The organism is Pseudomonas sp. HR96, assembly GCF_034059295.1.
Lineage (GTDB): Bacteria > Pseudomonadota > Gammaproteobacteria > Pseudomonadales > Pseudomonadaceae > Aquipseudomonas.
Genome location: NZ_CP139141.1, coordinates 5,040,373 through 5,065,887 on the forward strand (window position 1 = coordinate 5,040,373; position 25,515 = coordinate 5,065,887).

Genomic DNA, 25,515 nt, shown 5'->3' on the forward strand with positions numbered 1-25,515 from the left:
GGCAGCAGCTTATAGTGCGCGGTAGCAGTACGTGCCAATGCCCTGCCACCGCCAGTCAGACCGCAGGATCTCAGCTTGACCAATCTCACCCAGCCGTCGTCTTTGCGCCCTGCGGCGGGCACGTCCGCCTCTTTGCCGCGCGCCTCGCTGAAAAATGCCCTGGCGGTGCTGGTGCTGTTTCTGCTCGCCCTGCTGCTCTGGCAACTGATCGACCAGTTCCAGCGCACCCAGGCCGACCAGCGTCAGCACAGCATAGACACCAGCGCCGAACTGGTGGATCAGGTCAACCTGAGCATGGCCCTCAACGCGCAGATGGCCCTGGGCCGCCTGCTGACCACCCCAGCCTTCCCTGGCGGCCGGGAAAAGGCCGAAGCGCTGACGCACTTGCAACAGGTACTGCCCGCCACCGATAGCCTGTTGTGGCTGACCGCCGACAACCGCATCCTCGCCGATACCCTGCCACTGACCGCCGACGAAAGCGCCATTCAGGCCTTGCTGCAACGGGCCCAGGGGCAGTCCTGGTACTACGGCAACGTCGCCGACTCACGCCTGTACCTGCTCATTCGCCAACCCGGCGAGGCCGCCAATGGCGCCTGGCTGCTGCGGCTCAAGCCGAGCTTTCTCGACGGCCTGATCCGCTTCGACACCCGAGACCCGCGCAGCCACTGGCGCCTGGAAAACCGTCTGGACAACCACTTGCTGCATCAGGACCCGGCCTCGGTCAACGCCGCGCAAGAGCAGTGGCAAAGCGTGCTGGTGTCCACCTTGAGCCATAGCGACTGGCAGGTGCACAGTTTGTTCGACGGCCGTCAGGCGCGCCTCGACCTGCTGCCGGCGCTGATCGGCAAATGCCTGCTGGGCCTGGCCTTCTCCCTGCTGCCGCTGTTCGCCTTGCTTAACCTGCGCAAACGCCAGCGCGAGTTGTACGAGGAGCGCCGGCGCTACCAGGACATCTTCGAGGGCACTGGCGTGGCCCTGTGCGTGCTCGACCTGTCGGGCCTGCGCGAACTGGTCCAGGCCCAGCCGCTGGATTCCCAGGCGGCCCTGGAAAGCTGGCTGCACGAACACCCCGAGCGCCGCGAGCAATTATTGCAGGGCCTGCGCATCACCGAGGTCAACCAGGTCGCGCTGCGCCTGCTCGCCGTCGACAGCTGCCAGGGCGCCTGGCAGCGCCTGATCGACGGCTGCCCGATGGACCCGCGCGGGGTCGGCTACCAGATCATCGACGGGCTGATGCGCAACCTGCCGCAGCTGGAGCTGGAGCTGACCCTGCCCGATGCCTTCGGCCAGGACCAGCACCTGTGGCTCACGGTGCGCTTTCCGGAAGACGCCTGGAGCTACAACGCCGTCATCCTCAATATCAACGACATCACCAGCCGCAAGCGCGTCGAGCTGTCGCTGGTGGAGCGCGAGGCGTTCTGGTCGGATGTGATCCGCACGGTGCCCGACCACCTCTACGTGCAGGACTGCGCCACCCAGCGCATGATCTTCAGCAACCATCACCTGGGCCACACCCTGGGCTACGACGATGGCCAACTGCGCGAGATGGGCGAGTACTTCTGGGAAAAACTGCTGCACGCCGACGATGCGCCGGTCTACCACAAGGCGCGCCACCATCAGCGCCAGGGCGGCTATGCGCACCCCTTGCATTGCCAACTGCGCTTTCGTGACCGTCACGGCCATTGGCATCACTTCGAGATCCGCGAGCAGGTGCTGACCCGGGAAAGGGATGGCCAGGTGTCGCGCATCATCGGCGTGGCCAAGGACGTTACCGAGCAGATCGAAGCCAGTGAATCGCTGCGCAGCAGCGAGCAGCGCTACCGGATGCTGGCCGAAAGCATCAGCGACATCATCTTCTCCACCAACAACCAGCTCACGCTCAACTACGTCAGCCACTCCGTGCAGGCCGTGCTGGGCTATGACGTGGAGTGGATCTTCGCCAATGGCTGGCAGTCGGCGATCGCCAACCCCAGCCAGTTGATCACCCTCAACCAGTTGCTCGAGCGGGTCGGCCAGGCACTGTCCAGCCCCGAGCAGTTGAACCAGCTGCGCAGCCAGGTGCAGTCGCAGGTCTTCCTGCTCGACTGCCTCAGCGCCGATGGCCGCAAGATCCCCATCGAGCTGCGCCTGGTGCTGGTGTGGGACGACAACGGTGTATTCGAGGGCATCCTCGGCGTGGGCCGCGACGTCAGCCAGCAGCGCCGCGCCGAAAAAGACCTGCGCATGGCCGCCACGGTGTTCGAGCACTCGACCTCCGCCATCCTTATCACCGACCCGGCCGGCTACATCGTCCAGGCCAACGAGGCGTTCAGCCGGGTCAGCGGCTACGCGGTGTCCCAGGTGCTGGACCAGCTGCCGACGCTGCTGACCGTCGACGATCAGCAGGAAGCCCATCTGCGCTATGTGCTCAAGCAGCTCAACCAGCGCGGCAGCTGGGAAGGCGAAGTGTGGCTCAAGCGCCGTAGTGGCGAGCACTATCCGGCCTGGGTTGGCATCACCGCAGTGCTCGACGACGAAGGCGACCTGGCCAGCTACGTATGCTTCTTCAGCGACATCAGCGAGCGCAAGGCCAGCGAGCAACGCATTCACCGCCTGGCCTACTACGACGCCCTGACCCACCTGCCCAACCGCACCCTGTTCCAGGACCGCCTGCACAACGCCCTGCAGCAGGCCGACCGGCAGAACAGCTGGGTGGTACTGATGTTCCTCGACCTCGACCGCTTCAAGCCGATCAACGACTCCCTCGGCCACGCCGCCGGTGACCGCATGCTCAAGGACATGGCCACCCGTCTGCTGGCCTGCGTCAACAACGACGACACCGTGGCGCGCATGGGCGGCGACGAGTTCACCCTGCTGCTGCAACCGCGGCCGACCCGCGAGGACGCGCTGCACGAGGCCATTCACGTCGCCGAGCAGATCCTCGGCAGCCTGGTGCGCCCGTTCGTGCTGGAAAACCGCGAGTTCTTCGTCACCGCCAGCATCGGCATTGCCCTGAGCCCGCAGGACGGCAACGAGCTCAGCCAACTGATGAAGAACGCCGACACCGCGATGTACCACGCCAAGGAGCGCGGCAAGAACAACTTCCAGTTCTACCAGGCCGACATGAACGCCAGCGCCCTGGAGCGCCTGGAGCTGGAGAGCGACCTGCGCCATGCCCTGGAGCAACAGGAGTTCATCCTCTACTACCAGCCGCAATTCAGCGGCGACGGCAAGCGCCTGACCGGCGCCGAGGCGCTGCTGCGCTGGCGCCATCCGCGCCGCGGCCTGGTCCCACCCGCCGACTTCATTCCGGTGCTCGAAGAGCTCGGCCTGGTGGTGGACGTCGGCGACTGGGTGATCAGCGAAGCCTGCCGCCAGCTCAAGGAGTGGCACGCCAACAAGGTGCGCGTACCCAAGGTATCGGTCAACATCTCGGCCCGGCAGTTCTCCGACGGCCAACTGGGTACGCGCATCGCCACCATCCTCAGCGAGATCGGCCTGTCGCCGGCCTGCCTGGAGCTGGAGCTGACCGAGAGCATCCTGATGCGCGAGGTCAACGAGGCCATGGTGATTCTCGACAGCCTGAAAAGACTCGGCCTGAGCATCGCCGTCGACGACTTCGGCACTGGCTACTCGTCGCTCAACTACCTCAAGCAGTTTCCCATCGACGTGCTCAAGATCGACCGCACCTTCGTCGACGGCCTGCCCTCGGGCGAACAGGACGCGCAGATCGCCCGCGCCATCATCGCCATGGCCCACAGCCTCAACCTGGCGGTCATCGCCGAAGGCGTGGAGACCCAGGAGCAACTGGACTTCCTGCGCGAACACGGCTGCGACGAGGTGCAGGGCTACCTGTTCGGCCGCCCGATGCCGGCCAGCCGCTTCGAGGCGCAGTTCAGCAACGATGCGTTGTTCATGCTCGATTGATCCCCTCCAGCCTGGCGCAACATCATGAACACCACTCGTCCAGGCAATGATTCCCTTTCATATGCCAGACAAAACCCATTGGGTTAGAATGCCCCCCTTTTCAACTGCCCCGATCCTTGAGGACCGCCATGTTCAGCCGTGACCTGACACTCGCCAAGTACGACGCCGATCTTTTTGCCGCCATGGAGCAGGAAGCTCAGCGCCAGGAAGAGCATATCGAGCTGATCGCCTCGGAAAACTACACCAGCCCGGCCGTCATGGAGGCACAGGGTTCGGTGCTGACCAACAAGTACGCCGAAGGCTACCCGGGCAAGCGCTACTACGGTGGCTGCGAATACGTCGACGTGGTCGAGCAGCTGGCAATCGATCGCGCCAAACAGCTGTTCGGTGCCGACTATGCCAACGTCCAGCCCCACGCCGGCTCCCAGGCCAACAGTGCGGTCTACCTGGCCCTGCTCAACGCGGGTGACACCATCCTGGGCATGAGCCTGGCCCACGGCGGGCACCTCACCCACGGCGCCAGCGTCAGCTCCTCGGGCAAGCTGTACAACGCCGTGCAGTACGGCATCGACGGCAACGGCCTGATCGACTACGACGAAGTCGAGCGCCTGGCGGTCGAGCACAAGCCGAAGATGATCGTGGCCGGTTTCTCTGCCTACTCGCAGATCCTCGACTTCGCACGCTTTCGCGCCATTGCCGACAAAGTCGGTGCCTACCTGTTCGTCGACATGGCCCACGTTGCCGGCCTGGTCGCTGCAGGGGTGTACCCGAACCCGGTGCCGTTCGCCGACGTGGTCACCACCACCACCCACAAGACCCTGCGCGGCCCGCGTGGCGGCCTGATCCTGGCAAGGGCCAACGCCAACATCGAGAAGAAACTCAACTCGGCGGTGTTCCCGGGCGCCCAGGGCGGCCCGCTGGAGCACGTGATCGCGGCCAAGGCCGTGTGCTTCAAGGAAGCGCTGCAGCCTGAGTTCAAGGCCTACCAGCAGCAAGTGGTGAAAAACGCCCAGGCCATGGCCAGCGTGTTCATCGAGCGCGGCTTCGACGTGGTTTCCGGCGGTACCGAGAACCACCTGTTCCTGCTCTCGCTGATCAAGCAGGACATCTCCGGCAAAGATGCCGACGCCGCCCTGGGCCGCGCCTTCATCACCGTCAACAAGAACTCGGTGCCCAACGACCCGCGTTCGCCGTTCGTGACCTCGGGCCTGCGTTTCGGCACCCCGGCCGTCACCACCCGTGGCTTCAAGGAAACCGACTGCCGCGAGCTGGCGGGCTGGATCTGCGACATCCTCGGCGACCTGAACAACGAAGCGGTGATCGACGCCGTGCGCGAGAAGGTCAAAGCCATCTGCGCCAAGCTGCCGGTCTACAGCTGACCGCCAACGTTGCAATGAAAAGCCTGGCTCATCGAGCCGGGCTTTTTTGTGCCCTTCAGAATTCCATTGCGATGTCCTTCACCGGCCGATGCTGGTCACCGGTGGGCCTCTACTGGATGGCCACCCATTCGGCCCCAGCAGTCTCGCTGCGGCTGAACGTGCTGCAGTGGGGCGCTGACTTGGCAGACCGGTAAGGCGGCACGCGCCATCCTGCAACGACGGCGCGGTATATGACTATGGAGCTGCGCCACCTTGCCGCCGCTAACTTGTGCCCCGTGCAATCACGCACGGATTAGCTTGCAAGGAGCATTCACATGCTGACCCACCGACAGCAGTCTTTCATCGCCACACTCAAGGAACCTGGCGACAGCGTTCATTTTCTCGGCGCGCTATTGGGTAAACCGGCCCGAGTGAAAAGGGGGGCGCTGGGCGGGGGCATATTCACCGGCGCCATCCAGCACCGAGACGATTCGCACTTTCTGGGATTCGTCGAAGGGCAGGCCGCCAAGGCGGATACACCCTTGACCCTATACTTTCGCCATCATGATGAGGGTTTTCGTCTGTACGTTCGCTCCCCTGGGCCCTACCATGGCCGGGGCATCGCCAGGGCCGACGACAATACGATAGGTGCATTCATCATAGGAGAGCGCAATCCTGGGCTCTTCCACATCGACCATTTCACGGGCGTCCCGCTGACGGTCGATCACCTGCACGCCGACATCGTGCCCGTGGTCCTGCGTGCAGACAACGGAAATCATCTGCACCTGCAACGCCTGCATGACTCACCCCATACGTACGTAGCCGCAACCGGGGGTGAGCCCATGCCTTTTCATCTGCACGTGCATGAAACCAATGCCGCGTATTTGAATGAGCCGGACGAGGTCTGACAGCACCTGAAGCCATCCGTCCTGGCGAGTTTCGCTGGCCGGGTGGCTTCACGATCATTGCACTGCGCCCTCACAGCAAGGCTTGGAAACCCGAACGAATGCTTGCTTCCGGCAACTCGTCGGCAATGAACACCATGACACTTTCGCGCTCTTCTCCCACCTGCCATTCGGCATCCCAATCGAAGCCATACAGCTTCAACACGCCTTGAAACACCAGGCGCCGATCTTCACCGGCGATGTTCAGCACGCCCTTGTAACGCAGCAACTGGCGGCCATGCTCCTCGAGCAACTGGTTCATGAACTCGCTCAGCCGATCAATATCCAGGGCTACTTCGGTGCGCAGCACCAGGCTGGAAATGCGGTCGATGCTGGCGCCTTGCGCCACGGGTCTGAGACTCAGGCCAGCGTTGAGATTAAAGCCTCGAATGTCCAGCAGCTCGCCCAGGTCGATGCGGCCATGCTCGACCACGCGGATCGGCGCCCGGCGGTTGATGCGGGTCAGGCGCTCGCTCAAGGCTTGCAAGGCCTCTGGTGTGACCAGGTCGGTCTTGCTGACCAGCAAGCGGTCGGCGAACCCGACCTGGGCCTGGGCGATGGTCTGCGCCAGATGCACCTCGGCGTGAGCGGCATCCACCAGGGTGAGGATGCCATCGAGCAAGTAACGCTCGCGCAGCTCTTCGTCGATGAAAAAGGTTTGCGCCACGGGCGCCGGGTCGGCCAGGCCGGTGCATTCGATCACCAGACGGTCGAAGGCGATCTGGCCGCTGTCGAGACGCTCGAGCAGCAGGTACAGGGCTTTGGTCAGGTCGGTGTGGATGGTGCAGCAGACACAGCCGTTGGCCAGGGTCATCACCTGCACTGGCTCGTCGCCGAGCAGCTGGGTGTCGATGCCGGCGTCGCTGAATTCGTTCTCGATGACGGCGATCTTCAGGCCATGTTCGGCCCTGAGCAGGTGACGCAGCAGGGTGGTTTTGCCAGCGCCGAGAAAGCCGCTGAGGATGGTAACGGGGATGGGCGGCAAAGGAGGCTCCAGAGAGATGTGGTGGACCCATGGGCCCCACCACAAGGTTCATACGCCGATCAACAACACTTGGGCCCACCCTTGCCGCCGTAGCGAGCCTCCTGGCGTTCGCGGAAGAACGCCTCGTAGCTCATCACCGGCTTGTCCGGGTGCTTGCCCTGCATGTGCTCGACATAGTTGTCGTAGTCCGGCATGCCCACCATCAGGCGGGCAGCCTGGCCCAGGTATTTGCCCAGCTTGCCCAGGTCGTTGAACATGCTTGCGGTCCTCCTTTATCAAGCGCCCGGAACCGCCTGGAATGGCGCTTCCTTGTCGCTGCGTTCCTTGTTGCCCCAGGCGGCGACGCCGACCTTGATGGCAAAGAACAGGATGCTGAATACCACGAACAGGAACAGCACGGTCAGCGTGGCGTTGGTGTAGGCGTTGAAGATCACGTGCTGCATCTGGTCGATGCTCTTCGCCGGGGCGATCACCTGCCCAGCCGCCAGCGCGTCGCTGTACTTCTTGGCCAGCGCCAGGAAGCCCACCGCCGGGTTGGCGTCGAACAGCTTGATGAAGCCTGCGGTGGTGGTGCAGATCAGCAGCCACACCGCCGGAATCAGCGGCACCCAGATGTAACGCTGACGCTTCATCTTGATCAGCACGACGCAGCCAAGCATCAGCGCGATACCGGCCAGCATCTGGTTGGAGATGCCGAACAGCGGCCACAGGGTGTTGACGCCGCCCAGCGGGTCGATCACGCCCTGATACAGCAGCCAGCCCCACATGGCCACGCAACCGGCGGTGGCGATCAGGTTGGCCGGCCACGACTCGGTGCGTTTGAGCGACGGTACGAAGGAGCCGAGCAGGTCCTGGAGCATGAAACGCCCGGCGCGGGTGCCGGCGTCGACTGCGGTGAGGATGAACAGCGCTTCAAACAAAATGGCGAAGTGGTACCAGAACGCCATGGAGTTTTCGCTCGGCATCACCTGATGGAGGATTTGCGCGATGCCCACCGCCAAGGTCGGCGCACCACCGGCGCGGGCCAGGATGGTGGTCTCGCCAATGCTGTGGGCGACGGTCTGCAGGGCTTCCGGGGTGATGGCGAAGCCCCAGTTGCTGACAGCGGTGGCTACCGCCACCACATCACCGCCGACCACGGCGGCCGGGCTGTTCATGGCGAAGTACACACCAGGTTCGATCACCGAGGCGGCCACCATGGCCATGATGGCCACGAACGATTCCATCAGCATCGCGCCGTAGCCGATGTAGCGGGCATGGGCTTCGTTGGCCAGCAGCTTGGGCGTGGTGCCCGAGGAGATCAGCGCGTGGAAACCGGACACCGCACCACAGGCGATGGTGATGAACAGGAACGGGAACAGCCCGCCCTTCCACACCGGCCCGGTGCCGTTGACGAATTGGGTCAGTGCCGGCATTTTCAGCTCGGGCATGGTCACCAGGATGCCGATGGCCAGGGCGATGATGGTGCCTATCTTGAGGAAGGTCGACAGGTAGTCACGGGGCGCCAGGATCAGCCATACCGGCAGCACCGCGGCGACGAAGCCGTAGCCGATCAGCATCCAGGTGATCTGGATGCCGGTAAAGGTGAAGGCCTTGGCCCAGACCGGGTCGGCCGCGACCTGGCCACCGGCCCAGATCGACAGCAGCAACAGCACCACGCCCACCAGCGAGATCTCGCCGATGCGGCCCGGGCGGATGTAGCGCATGTAGACGCCCATGAACATGGCGATCGGGATGGTCGCCAGCACCGTGAAGATGCCCCACGGGCTCTCGGCCAAGGCCTTGACCACGATCAGCGCGAGTACCGCGAGGATGATGATCATGATCAGGAAGCAGCCGAACAGGGCGATGGTGCCGGGAATCTGGCCCATTTCCTCGCGCACCATGTCGCCCAGCGAGCGACCGTTGCGACGGGTGGACAGGAACAGCACGAGGAAGTCTTGCACCGCGCCCGCCAGCACCACCCCGGCGATCAGCCACAAGGTACCTGGCAGATAGCCCATCTGCGCAGCCAGAACCGGCCCGACCAGCGGCCCTGCGCCGGCGATGGCAGCAAAGTGGTGGCCGAAGAGGATGTGTTTGTTGGTCGGCACGTAGTCCAGACCGTCGTTGTTCAGCACCGCCGGCGTAGCCCGACGTGGGTCCAGTTGCATCACGTTATTGGCGATGAACAGGCTGTAGTAACGATAAGCGACAAGATAGATGGCGACCGCCGCGACGACGATCCATAGAGCGTTGATTGCTTCGCCACGGCGTAACGCGACGACCCCTAGCGCCCAAGCGCCAATGACCGCCACGACCAGCCACGGCAAGTGGCGGAGTGCGCTGTTATTATTTTTCATTTTTTTATATTTCCAGCAATTGGAGACAAAAACTCGCTTTACAAGTCTAGCGTTAGCTGAGCGAAAGACACAGCCCCCACTTTTGTCGAACACGCCACAAACAGCGTCTTGCCCGTGCGCTATAGTCAGGTCACTTGTCGAGGGACCTGCCATGACCGATTCAGCCGTTGCACACGAACGCCGCCGCTTCAAACGCATTGCTTTCGATGCCCGTACCGAGCTCAAGCAGGGGCCACACAGCTGGGCCGTGCAACTGCTGGATCTATCGCTCAAGGGCCTGCTGGTGGAAAAGCCGGTGGCCTGGGAGAGTGATGCGGAACAGCCATTCGTCGCCGAAATTCATTTGGGCGATGAGGCTCAGGTGGAAATGCAGGTGCAACTGGCCCATGACGATCATGGGCAGTTGGGATTTCGCTGCGAGAATATCGAGTTGGAGTCGATCGGGCATCTGCGCCGAGTGATCGAGCTGAACCTGGGCGACCCCGCGGAGCTGGAGCGGGAATTTGCCGAGCTCATTCAGCCTTAGCATAGAGCGGGATGGATGGCCATATGGAAGCGGGCTAGGCCCGCGAGCTTTTGATCTGGAAGATGAAGCCGGCCTGGCGGCCTATCGGGAGCTCTGCCCCCTCCCACATGGGCGCGGCGACTTCAATCAGGCAGGCCAGCCTAGAACTTGGGCAGCCCCCACACCTCAGGCTGAAACTCCAGCAGGCTTTTCAGCTTGTCATCGGCATGCAGGTACTTTTCCGCTGGCATCGCCGCATCCGGCACGGCGATGGCGAACATGCCAGCCGTCTTCGCTGCGGTGATACCGAACGGCGAGTCCTCGAACACCAGGCAGTCTTTGGGCTCGACGCCCAGCCGCCTGGCCGCCACGAGGAAAATATCCGGCGCCGGCTTGGCCGCACCGACTTGCGGGTCGTCCGCGGTGACCACGGTGTCGAACAAGGAAAACCACTCCTGATGCAGGGTGGTCTTCTGCGCGAAATAGTGCCGCGACGAGCTGGTGCCGACGGCGATCGGAATCCCGGCTGCCTTCAGGTGGCGCACCAGGGTCTCGGCCCCGGCCATCGCCATGGCGTGGGGGAAGCGCTCGGCCATCAGTGGCGCGCGGGTCTCCATGAACTCATCGGGGGTCATCGGCAGGTCCAGCGCCTTGACGATGTAGGCGGCCAGGTCGCCGGCACCCAGGCCGATGGTGTTCTGCTTGATGCTCCAGTCGAAGTTGCGTCCGTGGCGCTGAGCGATCATCTGCGTGACCTCGGTGTAGATGCCCTCAGTGTCCAGCAGCAGGCCGTCCATGTCGAAGATCACGGCCTTGATCGGGCCTTTGGCGGTGCAGGCTTGAGTCATGCGGCGTCCCTTGCAAAAGATTTAAACAATTGCCTGCACAATACACCCGCTGGCCGCCAAGGCGAATGACATCTATTCGAACAAAGCGTCCAGCGCCTGCTCCAGACGGCTCACGGCGATCACCTGCAAGCCCGCCGGCGGCTCCTTCGGGGCATTGCCCTTGGGCACGATGGCGCGCTTGAAGCCGTGCTTGGCGGCCTCCTTGAGGCGCTCCTGGCCGCTGGGCACTGGGCGCACCTCGCCAGACAGGCCAACCTCGCCGAACACCAGCAGGTCGTGGGGCAACGGCCGGTTGCGCAGGCTCGACATCACCGCCGCCATCAGCGCCAGGTCCGAGGCGGTCTCCAGCACCTTGACCCCGCCCACCACGTTGAGAAATACGTCCTGGTCATGGGTGGGAATGCCGCCATGGCGATGCAGCACCGCCAGCAGCATGGCCAGGCGGTTCTGGTCCAGGCCCAGGGTGACCCGGCGCGGATTGGCCAGGTGGCTGTCGTCCACCAGCGCCTGGACTTCCACCAGCATCGGCCGAGTGCCTTCCCAAGTGGCCATCACCACGCTGCCAGGCACTTCTTCCTGGGCGCGGGTCAGGAAGATCGCCGAAGGGTTGGAGACCTCCTTGAGGCCCTTGTCGGTCATGCCGAACACGCCCAGCTCGTTGATCGCGCCGAAGCGGTTCTTCACCGCCCGCAGCAGGCGCAGGCGGCCGTCGGACTCGCCTTCGAAGTACAACACCGTGTCCACCATGTGCTCCAGCACCCGCGGGCCGGCCAGCGCGCCTTCCTTGGTGACGTGGCCGACCAGGAAGATCGCCGTGCCGCTCTGCTTGGCGTAGCGCACCAGCAGCGCGGCACTCTCGCGCACCTGGGCGACGCCGCCTGGCGCCGACTGCAACTGCTCGGTGAAGATGGTCTGGATCGAGTCGATCACCATGACCTTGGGCTGCTCGACCTTGGCGGTGGCGATGATGGTCTCGATGCAGGTCTCGGTCATCACCCGCAGCTTGTCCTGCGGCAGACCCAGGCGTCGCGCCCGCATGGCCACCTGTTGTTGCGACTCCTCACCGGTGACGTACAGCGCGGGCATGCGCGTGGCGATGTTGCACAGCGTCTGCAGCAGGATGGTCGACTTGCCGATGCCGGGGTCGCCGCCGATCAGCACCACCGAGCCGTCGACCAGGCCGCCGCCGAGCACCCGGTCGAGCTCGCCGGAAGCGGTGCTGAAACGCGGGATCTCTTCAACGCTGACCTCGGCCAGGGTGCGCGTCTGCGCCTGCTGTCCGGCCCAGCCGGTACGGCCGCTGGGCGGCTGGGCAGCACCACTCTCGATCACGGTTTCGACCAGGGTATTCCAGGCGCCGCACTCGCCGCACTGCCCAGCCCATTTCGGAAAGGTCGCACCGCATTCGGTGCAGCCGTACAAACGCTTGGCCTTGGCCATGGAGGGAGGGTCCTGTGAACGCAAAACCGCCATGATAGCGGACCGCGCCATGGCCGGGGGCCGCCTGTCCTGCATCTTTAATCGGCGTGCAACTGAAAACCAACTAAGCTCATTTCCGGCAAAACTAATCGACGCTGCATCGGTCATTTGCACACGCACTGAAGTTTCGGGCCCTGCTGCTCGCTACTTGTACGGATTCACTTTCAATCTGAGGAAATACCCATGAGCATAATCAGCGAGTTCAAGGCCTTCGCCCTTAAAGGCAACGTCGTCGACATGGCAGTCGGTATTATCATCGGCGCGGCGTTTGGCAAAATAGTTTCATCCTTAGTAGGCGACGTGGTCATGCCGCCCTTGGGTTTGCTGATCGGCGGGGTGGATTTCAGCGATCTTGCGGTCACTTTGAAACCCGCTGAAGGAACTACCCCTGCGGTGATTCTGGCTTACGGCAAGTTCATCCAGACGGTTATCGACTTCCTCATCGTGGCCTTCGCCATCTTCATGGGCGTCAAGGCAATCAATCGCCTGCGTCATCACGAAGAAGCCAAGCCGCCAGCGCCGAGCAAAGAAGAAGTTCTGCTCAGCGAGATTCGCGACTTGCTCAAGGAACAGAACAACAAAGCGCCCGAAGCGCCGGTGACCACCGCGCCTTACCAGTAATTTTCCACCGCCACCTGCCCTGGCCGGCGACTCAGGCTCAGGCGCAGGTCGCGCGCCTTGAGCAGCGCTCGGGTGTCATCGATCATCTGCGGGTTGCCGCAGATCATCACCCGTGAATGCTCCGGCGTCAGCGCCACCCCGGCGGTGCGCTCCAGCGTGCCATTGGCGATAAGATCGGTAATGCGCCCGTGCAACGCTCCTGGCGCCTGCTCGCGGGTGACGGTGGCGATGAACTGCAGCTTGCCGGCATATTCGGCCAGATATTCCCGCTGTTCCAGGCCCGCTATCAATTCCTGATACGCCAACTCGCGGCCTTCCCGAGCGCTGTACACCAGCAGGATTCGCTCGAATTTCTCCCAGACCTCGAAGTCCTGCAGGATCGACAGGAACGGCGCCACCCCGGTGCCGGTGGACAGCAACCACAGGTCACGCCCGTCGACAAAACGGTCCAGGGTCAGATAGCCAAAGGCCTGTTTCTCCACCAGCAACGTGTCGCCCTCGCGCAACCGGCTCAACTCGCTGGTGAACTCACCACCCGGCACCACGATGGACAGGAACTCGAGGAACTCGTCATGCGGCGACGACACCATGGAATAGGCGCGCCAGGCGATCGTGCCATCCGGCTTGGTCACCCCCAGTCGGGCGAACTGCCCGGCCACGAAGCGAAACCCGGCGTCGCGGGTGGTGCGCAGGGTGAACAGGCTGGGGGTCAGGGGTTGTACCTGCAGCAGGGTCTGGCGGGTGAACTTGTCGGCGCTATCGGTCATGGGCGCTTTCCTTGAGTGAATGGCTACAGTGTCCCGCAAACCGCAGCGCACTAACACCGGTGGTTTGTAGGGCTGCCCTGCAAAACCGGGCGAAACCCCGTAGAATCCGGCGTCCAGACCCCCGCGTCGCTCTCGTTGCCCGAACCGCCATGCCGCAGCTGAACTCCGCCTACGCCCAGCTTGATCTCATTCGCCAGCCCGACCAGCCCAACGAGCCGCTGCAGGCGTTCGATGCCGCCGACGAGTACCTGCTCGCCTACCTGAGCCAGCAGAATCTGCCGGCGAGTGCGCGGGTTCTGGTGTTGAACGACAGTTTCGGCGCCTTGGCCATCAGCCTGTTCGGCAAGGTGGCAGTGGTCAGCAGTGGCGACTCGTACCTGGGCAGCCTCGGGCTGGAGAAAAACCTGGCGCGCAACGGCCTGCCGTTCGATGCCCTGCGCCTATTGCCGGCGAGCGAGCCGTGGCAGGGACTGTTCGACCGGGTGCTGATCCGCGTGCCCAAGACCCTGGCCCTGCTCGAAGAGCAGCTGATTCGTCTGCACGGCCATCTGGCGCCGGGGGCGCAGGTGGTCGCGGCCGGGATGGTCAAGCATCTGCCCCATGCGGCGGGTGACCTGCTGGCGCGCCATGTCGGGCCGATGCAGGCCTCGCTGGCGGTGAAGAAGGCGCGGCTGCTGATTGCCAGCGCGCAGGACCGCCCGGCGGCGGTATCGCCCTACCCTACTCGCTATCGCCTGGAGCAGCCGCCGCTGGAGCTGGTCAACCACGCCAACGTGTTCTGCCGCGAAGGCCTGGACATCGGCACGCGGGCCTTCCTGCCGCACCTGCCGGGCAACCTGGGCAGCGCGCGGGTGGCGGACCTGGGCTGCGGCAACGGCGTGCTGGGCATCGTCAGCGCCCTCGCCAACCCGGACGCGCAGTACACGCTGGTGGACGAGTCGTTCATGGCCGTGCAGTCGGCGGGCGAGAACTGGCGAGCGGCGCTGGGCGAGCGCGCGGTGACCCTGCGCGCCGATGATGGCCTGGCCGGGCAGGCGCCGCAGTCGTTGGACGTGGTGCTGTGCAATCCGCCGTTTCACCAGCAACAGGTGGTCGGCGATTTTCTCGCCTGGCGGATGTTTCAGCAGGCGCGCGAGGCGCTGGTCGTGGGAGGCGCGCTCTACATCGTCGGCAACCGCCACTTGGGCTATCACAGCAAGCTGGCGCGGTTGTTCCGGGCGGTCGAGCAAGTGGCGGCAACGCCGAAGTTCGTCGTGCTCAAGGCACGCAAGTAGGCAGGATCGGGAACTCGGGGGGCTTTGCCCCCTCCTGCGTCGAACGCGGTGCGCGTTGGATGTGGGAGGGGCAACGCCCCGAGAGGCCGCAAGGCTGGTTCGCTCAATCCATCAGTGCGACTTCATTCCCGCCGCACTCATGAACAGCCGCAACAGCATGGCGACCACGCCAAGCGCCACTACGCTGCCCACATAGATCATCACCAGCCAGCCCAGCCGCTTCCACAGCGGCGTCTTGCGCTCTTCTGTATCCATGGCTGTTTTCATCCTAGTGGTACCCGTCTTCAGCTGTCACCTTGCCGCGGAACACGTAGTAGCTCCAGAAGGTGTACATCAGGATGCACGGGATGATGAACAAGGTCCCCACCAGGATGAAGCCCTGGCTTTGCGGCGGCGAAGCGGCATCCCAGATCGAGATCGATGGCGGGATGATGTTCGGCCACAGGCTGATGCCCAGGCCGCTGTAGCCGAGGAACACCAGCACCAGGGTCAGCAGGAACGGCGCGTATTCAGCGTTGCGTGCCACGGCCTTGAACAGGCCCCACACGGTCACCAGCACCAGCACGGGGACCGGCAGGAACCAGAACAGATTGGGCAGGGTGAACCAGCGGTGAGCGATGTCGGCGTGGGTCAACGGCGTCCAGATGCTGACGATACCGGTCACGGCCAGCAGGCCCAGGGTCAGCGGGCGCGCCAGGTCATGCATGGCCTTTTGCAGCGGGCCCTGGGTTTTCATGATCAGCCAGGTGCAACCGAGCAAGGCGTAGGCCACGATCAGGGCCAGGCCGCAGAACAGGTTGAACGGGGTCAACCAATCCAGGCCACCCCCGGCGTACTGGCGGTTGACCACCGGGATGCCGGAGATGAATGCGCCCAGTGCCACGCCCTGGAAGAAAGTCGCCACCAGCGAACCGCCGATGAAGGCCTTGTCCCAGATGTGCTGCTTCTCTTCGGTGGCCTTGAAGCGGAACTCGAACGCCACGCCACGGAAGATCAGCCCGAACAGCATGAAGATCAGCGGCAGATACAGCGCCGACAGCACCACCGAGTAGGCCAGCGGGAAGGCGCCGAACAGGCCGGCACCGCCGAGGATCAGCCAGGTTTCGTTGCCGTCCCACACCGGCGCGACGGTGTTCATCATCACGTCGCGGTCTTTGCTGCCCTTGATGAAGGGGAAGAGGATGCCAATCCCCAGGTCGAAGCCGTCCATGATCACGTACATCATGACGCCGAAGATGATGATCATGGCCCAGATCAGCGGAAGATCGATACCCATGACTCAGTGCTCCTTGGTCAGGCTGGCGGAATTGAGGTCGTCGTCGCCCTCGTGGGCAGCCGACAATGGCCGCGCCTGGGTGCGCTGGGTACCCGGACCACCCTGGATCGGTGCATCGCCTTCGTGGGTCTTCGGACCTTTGCGCACCAGGCGCATCATGTAGCCGAAGCCGGTGCCGAACAGCGCGAAGTAGACCACCACGAACAGCACCAGTGTGATGCTCATCTGCGTCACGCTGTGGTTCGAGGAAGCGTCGGCGGTACGCAGCAGGCCGTAGACGACCCACGGCTGGCGGCCAATCTCGGTGGTGAACCAGCCGGCCAGCAGGGCGATCAGGCCCGACGGGCCCATCCACAGGGCCAGGTACAGGAACGGACGGCAGGTGTAGAGGCTGCCGCGCTTGCGCAGCACCAGGCTCCACAGGCCGACCAGAATCATCAGCATGCCCAGGCCCGCCATGATCCGGAAGGACCAGAAGATGATGGTCGAGTTGGGGCGGTCTTCAGGTGGGAATGACTTGAGCGCCGGGATCTGCCTATCCAGGCTGTGGGTCAGGATGAGGCTGCCCAGGTACGGAATTTCCACGGCGAAACGGGTTTTCTCGGCCTTCATGTCGGGGATGCCGAACAGGATCAGCGGAGTCGGCTCGTTGCCGACGTTTTCCCAGTGACCTTCGATGGCGGCGATTTTCGCCGGCTGGTGCTCAAGTGTATTCAGACCGTGTGCATCGCCGACCACCGCTTGGATTGGCGCAACGATCAGCGCCATCCACATGGCCATCGACAGCATCCGACGAATGGCCGGATTGTCACGCCCACGCAGCAGGTGCCAGGCCGCCGAGGCGCCGACGAAGAAGGCTGTTGCGACGAACGCGGCGATCGACATGTGCGCCAGGCGGAACGGAAACGAGGGGTTGAAGATGACGGCGAGCCAGTCCACCGGTACCACACGACCATCGACAATGGCGTGGCCTTGCGGAGTCTGCATCCAGCTGTTGGAAGCGAGGATCCAGAAGGTCGAAATCAGCGTACCGATGGCGACCATCACGGTGGCAAAGAAGTGCAGGCCACGGCCCACACGATGCCAGCCGAACAACATGACGCCGAGGAAACCGGCCTCGAGGAAAAACGCGGTCAGCACTTCGTAGGTCAGCAGCGGCCCGGTGACAGCACCGGCGAAGTCCGAGAAGCGGCTCCAGTTGGTGCCGAACTCGTAGGCCATGACCAGCCCGGAGACCACACCCATGCCGAAGTTGACGGCGAAAATTTTCGACCAGAAGTGGTACAGATCGCGGTATGTGTCGTCTTTTGTCTTAAGCCAGAGGCCCTCGAGCACTGCCAGGAAACTGGCCAGGCCGATGGTAATGGCAGGAAACAGGATGTGAAACGAGACAGTAAATGCGAACTGCATTCGGGCGAGATCTAAAGCCTCTAAACCGAACATGGGGTTCCCTCTATCAGGCAAACCGGCACGGCACCGGTTTTGACATGGATCAATCAACGGTAGAAGAGTAGCTGCTGTGGGCGCGCGCACCTGTGTGGTCTAGTGCCGCGCGACCTGTTGCCTCACCTACTTGCAATTTGGCTGATACGTTTCTTCTTGCAACCATCTGTTACAAACAAATGCTACTCTCGCCGCCTCCCTGTTTGCGCCAAGGCAGCCTGTCGTTCATGTCCAGCGAAGCCCCGTTGTTGTTGCGTCGTCACCGTCCTTTCCTGGCGTTCTGGCTGGCCCGTGTCAGCACCGCAAGCGCCTTCCAGATGCTCACCGTGGCCATTGGCTGGCATCTTTACCAGCTCACCGGCAGCGTGCTCGACCTGGGCCTGGTGGGCCTGGTGGAGTTCGCCCCGCGGCTGCTGTTCATGCTGCATACCGGGCATGTCGCCGACCGCTACGACCGGCGCAAAGTCGCCGCCATCTGCCAGTGCGCGCAGGGCCTGGTGGCCCTGGCCCTGTTCATCGCCAGCAGCACCGACAGCGTCAGTCGTGAAATGATCTTCATCTGCGCCTTCCTGCTGGGCAGCTCGCGGGCCTTCGAAATGCCCACCACCCAGGCGCTGCTGCCCAACATCGTGCCCACCGCACTGTTCCCCCGAGCGGTCGCCGCCTCGGCCTCGGCCATGCAGTCGGCGACCATCGTCGCGCCGGCTTTGGGCGGCTTTCTGTATGCCTTCGGCAGCGTCTGGGTCTACGGCCCCAGCGTGCTGCTCTATATAGTCGCGCTGTCGCTGATGCTCAGCCTGCCTGCCCGGCAAACCCCGCTGGCCAAGGGCCGTGCCACCCTGCAGTCGCTGCTGGCCGGCATCCACTTCATCCGCAGCCGCCCGGACATCCTCGGCGCCATCTCGCTGGACCTGTTCGCCGTGCTGCTGGGCGGTGCCACCGCGCTGTTGCCGGTGTTCGCCCGCGACATCCTGCTGACCGGCCCCTGGGGCCTCGGCCTGCTGCGCTCGGCACCGGCGGTGGGCGCGCTGCTGACGTCGTTCTGGCTGGCGCGCTTTCCGATCGAGCGCAAGGTCGGCCTGGTGATGTTCACCGGGGTCGGCGTGTTCGGCGTGGCGACCATCGCCTTCGGGCTGTCCACCTCGTTCTGGTTCTCGCTGGCGGTGCTGGCGGTACTGGGCGCGGCAGACATGATCAGCATGGTCATCCGTGGCGCCTTCGTGCAGCTGGAAACCCCCGACGAGATGCGTGGCCGGGTCAGTGCGGTGAACGGCCTGTTCATCGGCGCCTCGAACCAGCTCGGCGAATTCGAGTCGGGCCTGACCGCCCACTGGTTCGGCACGGTGCCGGCGGTGGTGCTGGGCGGGGTCGGCACGCTGATGGTGACCGGGGTATGGGTGAAGCTCTTCCCGAGCCTGGCCAAGCGCGATTACATGCACGCCAAGCCCTGAAGGCTGAAACCGGCCTGGCGGCCTCTCGGGGCTGCGCCCCTCCCACATTTTTAACGGTGCCCGCCAGAGGCCGCCAGGCTGGCTTGGCGACGCGTCAGAAGAAATACCGCACGATCAGCGCCACCCCTGAAGCCAGCACCACGCAGTTGATGAGCCGCAGGAATTGCTCGCGCGACATCTTCAAGGTCATCCGCCGCCCCACTGTCACACCGACCAGCATCCCCGGCGCCAGCACCAGGGCCAGCCACAGCAGACTGGTGTCCAGGTACACCCCGGCCAGGGCGAAGATGATCACCCGGGTCATGGTGCTCAGGCCGATCAAGGTGCTTTGGGTGATGCGAATGGCGTTCTTGTCGCCCAGCCGCCCGGCCAGGTAGATCACATAGACGAACCCGCCGCTGCCGAACAGGGCGCTGAATACCCCGCCAATGAGGCCGAAGGGCAGCACCGCCAGCGGCTGGAAATGCCGTTGCGGTTTTTTCCCGATCAGCGAATACAGCGCATAACCGACAGCGAACACCCCGAGCGCCAGTTCCAGCAGCACCGGTCGGGTGGTCAGCAAAATGGCCGCCCCAACCAGGCTGCCGACGACCATCAGTGGCACCAGGCGTCGCAGCTCCGGCCAATCGGCCTTGCGCGCATCGCGGCGAACATTGAAGAACGCCGCGCACATGTCGATCAGGGCCAGCAACGGCACGATCTTGGTCACCGGCAGGTACAGGGCCAGCACCGGACTGGCCAGCAGCGCACTGCCAAAGCCGGCGATGCCGAAGATGACGTAGGCGCAGGAGAGGGTCAGGAAAATGATCAGGTAGGCAGAGGGAGCCAGGGCGATGGCGTCGGTCACTGAGGCGAGTCCTTTCTTTTTATGGGGGGCGAGGGTTATCTTTCAGCGATTTGCCGCAAATGCAAAGGAAAACCGCAGCGCAACACAAGCAGGAACGAAGCAACTCGTTTCACCCCTTTGCCCAATTCCCCCAGCGCCAATCCTGTCCTGTCCTGTTGATTGATACCTCAGCATCCCACGCCGATCTTGCCAGCTTCGCCGCCTACATCGGGAACAACGCCGGCTAGTGGCTTCTCGGCGCTGCTCCCCTCCCATTTTGGGCGAGGCCGACAGGTCCGTTGAGCTGCTCAGGGCCATGCCCAGCTGGCGATGGCTATCTTTTCGCGAACCACTGTAAAACGCCAGCAAAAAGGCTGAGGGTGATAAAGCCGCACGCCAGGTTGCGCTCCAATGCCAATCCCGATGCGGCGATGCCCCCGCTGATTGTTCCACCGAGCATGAACATCAAGGTGCTAGCCACAGCTGCCGCGGCGCCCGCGTTGCGTGGAAAGCGAGACATAGCAAGGGTGAAGGCTGCCGGTCGAATGATGGTAGTACCTGCCGTGCAGATGATCATCGGCACCAAGACGCCTGGCACTGACAAGCCCCATACCCGCAACCCTCCCATAAGCACCACCCCGGCTATGCCGATCAGCAGCAAACCGGCTGCTATCTGCCGGCCCTGGCCGACTCGCTGATGCAACCAGGTCGCACATAGCCCACCTGCCGTATAAGCGAACCCGTAAGTAAGCAGGATCAAGGAAAATTCGAGTTGGCCCAGACCCATCCGCGCCATGAACAACAGCGGTGAAACGACGATGAAGGCGAAATGGCAGGTAAAGGCGATTGCGGCAATGGCGGCATAAGCCATAAAGCGCTTGTCGGTACAGACGACGGGAAAGGCGCGGAAAGCCTCGGTCACGGATGTGCTGGGCTGATCGGGCTTGAGGAACAGCATGGCGTGGCCAATCACAATGGCCGCCAGCGCAACAAACGCGTAGAAGCTGCCCGGCCAGTCGAATGCTATCTGCAGCCATGTCCCAAACAAGGGAGATGTGGCAATGAATACGCCACCAGCACTGGTTAGAAATATCCTCACGCGGGTCTGCGAATGCCGAGTGAACAGGTCCTGCACCAAGGCGTGGCCCAGGACAAAGCAGCCGCAGCCTACCGCCTGCATGATCCGAAACAGAAGAAAGGAAGGCAGAGTGCTGCTGGCCAGGCAGCCCATGGCGCCGACTACCGAAAGCACCAGGCCGCCAAGCAGCAGACGTTTGCGCCCAAGGGCATCGGACAGCGGGCCTACGATTAATTGGGATAGGGCGATACCGATGGCAAACAGGCTGACCGACAGCGAGATGTCAGCCGGAGTACTACCGAAGTAAGCGGCCAAGGTCGGGAATGATGGAAGGATCACATCCAGTGGAAATACGCCGAGCAGAACGATAAGCGTCAGCAGCAGCAGCGCATGAACGGCCGTAGATGTTGCTGAGCGTATTGCCTCCATGAGCCAGTCCGTCTTGCTTGCGAGAGGTCATCGATTTAGGCGGATGGCTCTCAGCTAAGCAAGGACGGCGCTGTAGGATCCAGCTGAATATCCTGTAGGAATTTTTTCATACAGGCGTTTGGCTAAAAAGGTGCACCTGGGGCCAAACCGGCCTCACGGCCTCGAAAGGCTTCACCCCCGCACATCTGCAACACATCACAAACGTGGGAGGGGTGAAACCCCGAGAGGCCGCAGGCCGGTTTGGCTTAAAGCAACTTGTCCAAGGTAATCGGAAACTCACGCACCCGCTTGCCGGTAGCGTGATAGATGGCGTTGGCCACGGCCGCCGCAACTCCGACGATGCCGATCTCGCCGACCCCCTTGGAACCCAGCGCGTTGACGATTTCGTCGTTTTCCTCGACGAACACCACTTCGATGTCGCCAATGTCGGCGTTCACCGGGATGTGGTACTCGGCCAGGCTGTGGTTCATGTAGCGGCCCAGGTTGTGGTCGATCTGGGTCTCTTCGTGCAGGGCCATGCCGATGCCCCAGACCACGCCGCCGAGGATCTGGCTGCGGGCCATCTTCGGGTTGACCACGCGGCCGGCGGCGATGGCGCTGACCACGCGGGTCACGCGCACGCTGCCCAGGTCCTCGTCCACTTCCACTTCGACGAACACCGCCGAGTGGGTCGCGGTGCTGTAGGCCTCGCGCTTCTTGTCGGGTTCGGCGTCGACCTGCACGGCCACGGCCTCTTCGCCGGCCATGGCTACCAGCTCGCCGAGGGCCAGGCGCTGGTCGTTCCAGCGCAGCTCGCCGTCGGCGAAGGTGACCTGGTCGATGGTGGCACCGGCAAACGACGGCGCGACCTGGTTGGCGATGTCCACCAGCCGTGCCTGCAATGCCTGGCAGGCTTGCTGCACGGCGGTGCCGACCGACGACACGGTGAAGGAGCCGCCCTGCAGCGGTGCCGTAGGCAGCGACGAGTCGCCCAACATGAAGGTGACGTCAGCCGCTCGCACCCCCGCTGACTCGGCGGCAATTTGGGTCATGACCGTATAAGTGCCGGTACCGATGTCGGTGGTGGCGCTGCTCACGGTCAGGTGGCCGTTACGGTCGAGGCTGGCCTTGGCGCTGGCCTTCATCTGCATGGCGTCCCACACGCCGCCGGCCATGCCCCAGCCGATCAGCTGGCTGTCGCGGCGCATGCTGCGCGGCTCGGGGTTGCGGTTGTGCCAGCCGAAGCGCTCGCTGCCCTGGCTGTAGCAGGCCAGCAGCTCCTTGCTGGAATAGGGCTTGTCTTCGTTCTGGTTGCGGTCCGAGTAGTTGAGGATGCGCAGCTGCACCGGGTCGATGGCCACGGCGCAGGCCAGCTCGTCCATGGCGCACTCAAGGCCGATCACCCCCAAGGCGGCGCCGGGGGCGCGCATGTCCAGCGGGGTGAAGACGTCCAGCGGCACCAGGTTGTAGGTCAGCTGCACGTGGTCGCAGTGGTAGAGCATGCCGCTCCATTCCACCACGTGCTCGGTGAAGTCCTCGAAGCGCGAGGTCTGCGCGGTGGCCGTGTGGCCGATCGCCTGCAGGCGGCCGTTGGCGGCGCAGCCCAGTTGCAGGCGCTGCACGGTGCGTGGCCGGTAGCCGAAGGTGAACATCTGCTGGCGGGTCAAGGTCACCCGTACCGAACGTTCGAGGTGCAGCGCCGCCATCACCGCCAGCGGCAGCTGGTATTGCGGTCGCAGGCCGGAGCCGAAGGCGCCGCCGACGAAAGCAGTAAGGATCTGCACGCGCTCCTTGTCGAGGTCGAAGACCTTCTGCACGTAGGCCTGGCAGTTCTGCGGGCTCTGATTCTTGTCGTGGATCACGAGCTTGCCGTCGGCCTGGTAGAGCACCGTGCTGGCGTGCGGCTCCATTGGGTTGTGGTGCTCGATGGGGGTGCTGTAGGTGGCGTCGATGTGCAGGGTCGAGCCGGCCAGCTCGGCGGCGAAGTTGCCGCGTGGCTCGGGCACTTCGGCCGGCGCCGGCTTGGCGTTTTCGAGCAAGGCGTGCAGGTCGGTCTCGTGGGCCTGCACCTCGTATTCGATCCGCACCAGCGAGCCGGCATGGCGGGCCAGCTCGAGGTTTTCGGCGACCACCAATGCCAGCGGCTGGCCGCTGTAGCGCACCTGATCGTCGTACAGGGGCCGGAAATGCTTGCCGTCGGCGGCGTCCATGTCTTCATAGGCCTTGTCGTAGCTGGCCAGATGCGGACGGTTGAGGTGGCTGATCACTGCCAGCACGCCAGGCAGTGCCAGCGCGGCGCTGGTGTCGATGTGGGTGATGCGGCCGCGGGCGATGTTGCTGCCCACCACGCTGCCGTGCAGCAGCCCGGCTTCGGGGAATTCGCCGGCGTAGCGCGCCTGCCCGGTGACCTTGAGCAGGCCGTCGACGCGGTCCATGGGTTGGCCAAGAGTGGTCATGGGCGTGCTCCTTCCAGGGCGGCCTGGCTGAGGGCGCGAATCACCGCGCGGCGCGCCAGGCGGATCTTGAAAGCGTTGTGCTGCAGGGGTTCGGCGTCCTGCAACAGCGCGTCGGCAGCGGCGGCGAAGGTTTCGTGGCTGACCTCCTGGCCGATCAGGTCGAACTCCACACCGTGGTCGCGCCAGGGCTTGTGCGCCACGCCGCCGAGCACCAGGCGCGCGGAGCGGATTACCGGGCCATCGAGTTCCAGGGCTGCAGCGACCGAAACCAGGGCGAAGGCATAGGAGGCGCGGTCACGCACCTTCAGGTAGTGGCTGTGAGCGGCGAAACCCTGCGCCGGCAGTTCGATGGCGGTGATCAGCTCGTCGTCGGCCAGCTGGTTGTCGCGCTCGGGGGCGTCTTCAGGCAGGCGATGGAAGTCGGCGAACTCGATGCGGCGGGTGCCGGCGCGGCCTTGTACGTGCACCACCGCTTCCAGGGCCGCCAAGGCGACGCACATGTCCGACGGGTGAGTGGCGACGCACTGGGCGCTGGCTCCGAGGATGGCGTGGATGCGGTTGAGGCCGTCCCGGGCCGGGCAGCCGCTGCCAGGCTCGCGCTTGTTGCAGGGCACGGCAGCGTCATAGAAGTAATAGCAGCGGGTACGTTGCAGCAGATTGCCGCCGGTAGTGGCCATGTTGCGCAGCTGCGGCGAGGCGCCGGCCAGGATCGCCTGGCTGAGCAGCGGGTAGCGCGCTTCGATCAACGGGTGCCAGGCCAGGTCGGCGTTGCTCACCAGGGCGCCGATCAGCACGCCGCCACTGGCGGTTTCGCTGACTTCGCGCAGCGGCAGACCGGTGATGTCGATCAGTTGCTCGGGCCGGGTCAGGTTCTCTTTCATCAGGTCGAGCAGGTTGGTGCCGCCGGCGATGAAGCGGCTGCGCGGACCGGCCAGGCGGATGGCCTCGTCGATCGCGGCCGGCTTGCTGTAGGCAAAAGGATTCATGCGCGCACCTCGACGAACTGTGGTTCGGCCTGGGTCGCCGAGTCATTTTGCAGCACCTCTTCGATGGCCGCGCGAATGTTGCCATAGGCACCGCAACGGCACAGGTTGCCACTCATCATCTCCTGCACCTCGGCAGGCGTGCCCGCCCGGCCTTCGGCGATCAGGCCGACCGCCGAGCAGATCTGCCCGGGCGTGCAGTAACCGCATTGAAAGGCGTCGTGCTTGATGAAGGCGGCCTGCAGCGGATGCAGGGCCTCTTCGCTGGCCAGCCCTTCGATGGTCACCAGGTCGGCGCCGTCGCACATCACCGCCAGGGTCAGGCAGGCGTTGACCCGCTTGCCGTTGAGCAGCACGGTGCAGGCCCCGCATTGGCCGTGGTCGCAGCCCTTCTTGCTGCCGACCAGGTCCAGCTGCTCGCGCAGCAGGTCGAGCAAGGTGGTCCAGGGCAGCACGTCGAGCTGGCGCGGCTGGTGGTTGAGGGTCAGGTGAATCGAGTGGCTGGCGTAGCCTTGGGGAGTCGCGCTCATGGGGTACCTCACGGGGGGGCCGGGTCATCGCGCGG

Annotated in this window: 21 protein-coding genes; 7 read left to right on the top strand and 14 right to left on the bottom strand. The window is 64.0% G+C overall.

From position 1 onward, the window contains the following. Positions 1-75 precede the first annotated feature (75 nt). The 3 genes from SFA35_RS22625 (at position 76) to SFA35_RS22635 (ending at position 6,172) form a co-directional block, all read left to right on the top strand. Positions 76-3,906, top strand: coding sequence for an EAL domain-containing protein (locus SFA35_RS22625; protein WP_414058437.1), 3,831 nt, complete (start codon positions 76-78; stop codon positions 3,904-3,906). 128 nt (positions 3,907-4,034) lie between these two features. After that, on the top strand, positions 4,035-5,285 hold the full coding sequence (gene glyA, locus SFA35_RS22630; RefSeq protein WP_320572879.1) for a serine hydroxymethyltransferase: 1,251 nt from the start codon (positions 4,035-4,037) through the stop codon (positions 5,283-5,285). 314 nt (positions 5,286-5,599) lie between these two features. Continuing rightward, the gene (locus tag SFA35_RS22635) at positions 5,600-6,172 is read left to right on the top strand and encodes a hypothetical protein (protein WP_320572881.1); all 573 of its coding nucleotides are present in this window, start codon (positions 5,600-5,602) and stop codon (positions 6,170-6,172) included. A gap of 70 nt (positions 6,173-6,242) precedes the next feature. Here the strand turns inward: SFA35_RS22635 and yjiA are convergent, their stop codons facing one another. Genes yjiA through SFA35_RS22650 form a run of 3 tightly spaced genes read right to left on the bottom strand, consistent with a single transcriptional unit; the run spans position 6,243 to position 9,535 of the window. Beyond that, the gene (yjiA, locus tag SFA35_RS22640) at positions 6,243-7,193 is read right to left on the bottom strand and encodes a GTPase (RefSeq protein WP_320572882.1); all 951 of its coding nucleotides are present in this window, start codon (positions 7,191-7,193) and stop codon (positions 6,243-6,245) included. A gap of 59 nt (positions 7,194-7,252) precedes the next feature. Then, positions 7,253-7,450, bottom strand: coding sequence for a YbdD/YjiX family protein (locus SFA35_RS22645; RefSeq protein ID WP_320572884.1), 198 nt, complete (start codon positions 7,448-7,450; stop codon positions 7,253-7,255). Between the two features lie 18 nt (positions 7,451-7,468). Continuing rightward, complete coding sequence (locus tag SFA35_RS22650; RefSeq protein WP_320572885.1) at positions 7,469-9,535, bottom strand: carbon starvation CstA family protein; 2,067 nt, start codon at positions 9,533-9,535, stop codon at positions 7,469-7,471. A 151-nt stretch (positions 9,536-9,686) separates the two neighbouring features. On the opposite strand from SFA35_RS22650, the gene SFA35_RS22655 reads away from it, so the two are divergent. Further along, positions 9,687-10,061, top strand: coding sequence for a PilZ domain-containing protein (locus SFA35_RS22655; protein ID WP_320572887.1), 375 nt, complete (start codon positions 9,687-9,689; stop codon positions 10,059-10,061). A 140-nt stretch (positions 10,062-10,201) separates the two neighbouring features. Here the strand turns inward: SFA35_RS22655 and SFA35_RS22660 are convergent, their stop codons facing one another. Continuing rightward, positions 10,202-10,888 (bottom strand): HAD-IA family hydrolase, encoded by a 687-nt coding sequence (locus SFA35_RS22660; RefSeq protein WP_320572889.1) that lies wholly within the window; start codon positions 10,886-10,888, stop codon positions 10,202-10,204. A gap of 72 nt (positions 10,889-10,960) precedes the next feature. Then, complete coding sequence (gene radA / locus SFA35_RS22665) at positions 10,961-12,328, bottom strand: DNA repair protein RadA (RefSeq protein ID WP_320572891.1); 1,368 nt, start codon at positions 12,326-12,328, stop codon at positions 10,961-10,963. Between the two features lie 222 nt (positions 12,329-12,550). Between radA and mscL the strand changes: the two genes are divergently transcribed. Beyond that, positions 12,551-12,988 carry a large-conductance mechanosensitive channel protein MscL gene (gene mscL, locus SFA35_RS22670; protein ID WP_320572893.1) on the top strand — a complete coding sequence of 146 codons (438 nt, stop codon included), beginning with the start codon at positions 12,551-12,553 and terminating at the stop codon, positions 12,986-12,988. Here mscL and SFA35_RS22675 read toward each other — a convergent pair. Further along, positions 12,979-13,755: a ferredoxin--NADP reductase gene (locus SFA35_RS22675; protein WP_320572895.1), complete on the bottom strand. Its 777-nt coding sequence runs from the start codon at positions 13,753-13,755 to the stop codon at positions 12,979-12,981. The two genes, mscL and SFA35_RS22675, sit on opposite strands and share 10 nt — an antisense overlap. 149 nt (positions 13,756-13,904) lie before the next feature. Here SFA35_RS22675 and SFA35_RS22680 point away from each other — a divergent pair, with 149 nt between their 5' ends. Next, the gene (locus tag SFA35_RS22680; RefSeq protein ID WP_320572898.1) at positions 13,905-15,029 is read left to right on the top strand and encodes a class I SAM-dependent methyltransferase; all 1,125 of its coding nucleotides are present in this window, start codon (positions 13,905-13,907) and stop codon (positions 15,027-15,029) included. A gap of 111 nt (positions 15,030-15,140) precedes the next feature. Here SFA35_RS22680 and SFA35_RS22685 read toward each other — a convergent pair whose 3' ends face one another. From SFA35_RS22685 to SFA35_RS22695, 3 genes are read right to left on the bottom strand one after another with little or no spacing between them, the layout of a single operon-like run. Then, entirely contained in the window at positions 15,141-15,284 is a 144-nt protein-coding gene (locus tag SFA35_RS22685; RefSeq protein WP_320572900.1) for a DUF2474 domain-containing protein, read from the bottom strand. 13 nt (positions 15,285-15,297) lie between these two features. Then, entirely contained in the window at positions 15,298-16,305 is a 1,008-nt protein-coding gene (gene cydB / locus SFA35_RS22690; RefSeq protein WP_320572902.1) for a cytochrome d ubiquinol oxidase subunit II, read from the bottom strand. A gap of 3 nt (positions 16,306-16,308) precedes the next feature. Continuing rightward, positions 16,309-17,748, bottom strand: a complete 1,440-nt coding sequence (locus SFA35_RS22695) for a cytochrome ubiquinol oxidase subunit I (protein ID WP_320572904.1) — start codon at positions 17,746-17,748, stop codon at positions 16,309-16,311. Positions 17,749-17,975: 227 nt separating this feature from the next. Between SFA35_RS22695 and SFA35_RS22700 the strand changes: the two genes are divergently transcribed. Further along, positions 17,976-19,199, top strand: a complete 1,224-nt coding sequence (locus SFA35_RS22700) for an MFS transporter (RefSeq protein ID WP_320572906.1) — start codon at positions 17,976-17,978, stop codon at positions 19,197-19,199. 94 nt (positions 19,200-19,293) lie between these two features. Here SFA35_RS22700 and SFA35_RS22705 read toward each other — a convergent pair whose 3' ends face one another. The 5 genes from SFA35_RS22705 to SFA35_RS22725 form a co-directional block, all read right to left on the bottom strand. Then, positions 19,294-20,046, bottom strand: coding sequence for a sulfite exporter TauE/SafE family protein (locus SFA35_RS22705; protein ID WP_320572908.1), 753 nt, complete (start codon positions 20,044-20,046; stop codon positions 19,294-19,296). 313 nt (positions 20,047-20,359) lie between these two features. Further along, a complete protein-coding gene (locus tag SFA35_RS22710) occupies positions 20,360-21,532 on the bottom strand; it encodes an MFS transporter (RefSeq protein ID WP_320572910.1) in 1,173 nt (390 codons plus the stop codon). Positions 21,533-21,777: 245 nt separating this feature from the next. Beyond that, on the bottom strand, positions 21,778-23,967 hold the full coding sequence (locus SFA35_RS22715) for a xanthine dehydrogenase family protein molybdopterin-binding subunit (RefSeq protein WP_320572912.1): 2,190 nt from the start codon (positions 23,965-23,967) through the stop codon (positions 21,778-21,780). Continuing rightward, the gene (locus tag SFA35_RS22720) at positions 23,964-24,953 is read right to left on the bottom strand and encodes a xanthine dehydrogenase family protein subunit M (RefSeq protein WP_320572914.1); all 990 of its coding nucleotides are present in this window, start codon (positions 24,951-24,953) and stop codon (positions 23,964-23,966) included. The genes SFA35_RS22715 and SFA35_RS22720 overlap by 4 nt, the downstream gene beginning before the upstream one ends. Continuing rightward, positions 24,950-25,480, bottom strand: a complete 531-nt coding sequence (locus tag SFA35_RS22725; protein WP_320572917.1) for a (2Fe-2S)-binding protein — start codon at positions 25,478-25,480, stop codon at positions 24,950-24,952. The genes SFA35_RS22720 and SFA35_RS22725 overlap by 4 nt, the downstream gene beginning before the upstream one ends. Between the last annotated feature and the right edge of the window lie 35 nt (positions 25,481-25,515).